This window comes from Mycobacterium sp. (assembly GCF_049673265.1).
Classification (GTDB): domain Bacteria; phylum Actinomycetota; class Actinomycetes; order Mycobacteriales; family Mycobacteriaceae; genus Mycobacterium.
Window position 1 is genome coordinate 1 of sequence record NZ_JBATXN010000505.1, and the last position, 2,042, is coordinate 2,042.

Here is a 2,042-nt window from a genome sequence, read left to right on the forward strand (position 1 = left end):
CGGCCTCGATCCTCGTGGGGCTGAAGACCTAATGCTGCGCAGCCTACATCCAGTCGCGACGCCATTCACGGGATTACGAAAGGCACTGACGGCGAGATGGATTCGCGGATCCGGGTGCATGCTGGTAACCATGACCCGAAACGAGATCACCGAGCAGATTGTCGTCAGCCGCCTGGCTAAGTGCTTGACCTGGCAAGAGTTGGCCGACGCGATCGGCCGGTCGGTGGTGTGGACCACCTCGGCGCTGCTGGGACAGCACCCGATTCCCGCCGACCTTGCCCAGGTGCTGGTCGAAATGTTGGGTCTTGACGAGTCGGCGGTCGCGGTGCTGGCCGCAGTGCCCATGCGTGGCGGCCAGCCCACCGCGGTGCCCACCGATCCGACCATCTACCGCTTCTACGAGGCTCTGCAGGTGTACGGCGGGGCGATCAAGGAGCTGATCCATGAGCAGTTCGGTGACGGGATTATGAGTGCGATCAACTTCAGCGTCGACTTGCAAAAGAAAACCCACCCGTCGGGCGACCGTGTGGTGGTGACATTTGACGGTAAATTCCTTCCCTACGATTGGGTTTCGGCATCGACATGAGCCCGTAAAGAAATCGTCAACAAACCAGCAGCGTCAGCTGTCCGCGCTAACATCCAGTAATGCGTGGTCAGGTCTATTTCGAGGCCGATTGGCGGCGCGAGGCGCTGCGGACCAACTTGTGGCTCGTCCCGGTTTTGGCCACGGTTGCGGTGGTCCTGCTGTTCGCTGTCACCTACACAGTTGACCGCTCGGCCTATGACGGGATCATCGAGCTGCCGACGTGGGTGCTGAACGGCAGCGCCGACTCGGCTCGCGTTGTATTGGCCACCATCGCCGCCGCGATCATCACCGTGGTCGGCATCGTTTTCTCGATCACCATCGTTGCCTTGACGCTGGCCTCGACGCAGTTCGGGCCGCGGATGCTGCGTAACTTCGTGCGCGACCCGGGAACTCAGTTTTCGTTGGGGACATTCGTCGCGTCGTTCTGCTACGCCATGGTCGCGCTGGTTTCGGTAGGCGGTGGCCCGCACGGTGATTTCGTTCCGCATTTGTCGATCACGGTGACGTTCATGTTGACGTTGGCCGACGTGGCCGTGCTGATCTTCTTCCTTAATCACATTGCCACGATGATTCAGCTGCCGGTCGTGATCGCGCGTATCGCCGGAAGATTGGCCGAGGAGATCGCCGCCCTCGATAGCGGCGATTCGTACGATATCGGCACCGGGCGCGGTCCGTCGCGCGAAGAGTTGTTGGCGAAGTTGGCAGAGTCGGGTGCCCCGATCCGCACGCTGCACAGCGGCTATCTTCAGGTCATCCGCCATGACGTGCTGGTGAAAATTGCTACCAAAGCTGACGCGGTGGTCCAATTGCCCTACCGCCCTGGGCATTTCCTGGTTGCCGGCCAGGTGATGGCGTGGGTTTGGCCGCCCGAGGCTGCCGACTCTGTCGCCGAACGACTCGCGCTGGGCCACGTTACGGGTGCGTATCGCACGCTGCCGCAGGATATTTCGTTTGGCTTCGACCAGCTGGTCGAGATCGCCTTGCGTGCGCTGTCACCCGCGGTGAACGACACGTTCACCGGAATGACCTGTATCGACTGGATCGCAGACTGCCTGTGCCGGATATCGACCTCCTGGCGCCCGCAACGGATCCGACGTGACGCAGATGGAAACATCCGTGTCATCGCGTTCGTCGCCGATTTCAACCGCCTTGTCGAGCGCACCTTCGACACCATCCGCCAGGCTGCAATCGGTATGCCAGCGATCATGATTCGCCAACTCGATGCGCTGGCCAAGGTTATCGAACAAACCCCTGACCGGAAACGCCGGACGGTACTGATCCGCGAAGCCGAGGCAATCCAGAGGTTAAACCTGGCCACCGTAAGCGAGCCCACCGACCGCGACGACGTCACCAAGAGCTACGAGATGGTGATGGCGCTGGTCGACCCCAGCGCGCCGCCGCGGATCACCGAGGTCAGGCCGAGCACCGACGGATTCGACTACGGCAAGGCCGCGCC

Annotated in this window: 2 protein-coding genes; both read left to right on the top strand. The window is 61.8% G+C overall.

Annotated features, from left to right (window positions below):
• The first annotated feature begins 118 nt into the window (after positions 1 to 118).
• Positions 119 to 586, top strand: coding sequence for a cyanase (cynS, locus tag WBF82_RS17390; RefSeq protein ID WP_424384208.1), 468 nt, complete (start codon positions 119 to 121; stop codon positions 584 to 586).
• Positions 587 to 645: 59 nt separating this feature from the next.
• Positions 646 to 2,042 (top strand): DUF2254 domain-containing protein (locus WBF82_RS17395; RefSeq protein WP_424384209.1); only part of this gene is annotated, 1,397 nt, incomplete at its 3' end.

Excerpts from the sequence above, each read along its gene's own strand:
- cynS (WP_424384208.1), top strand. The coding sequence starts at position 119 with ATGCTGGTAACCATGACCCGAAACGAGATCACCGAGCAGATTGTCGTC.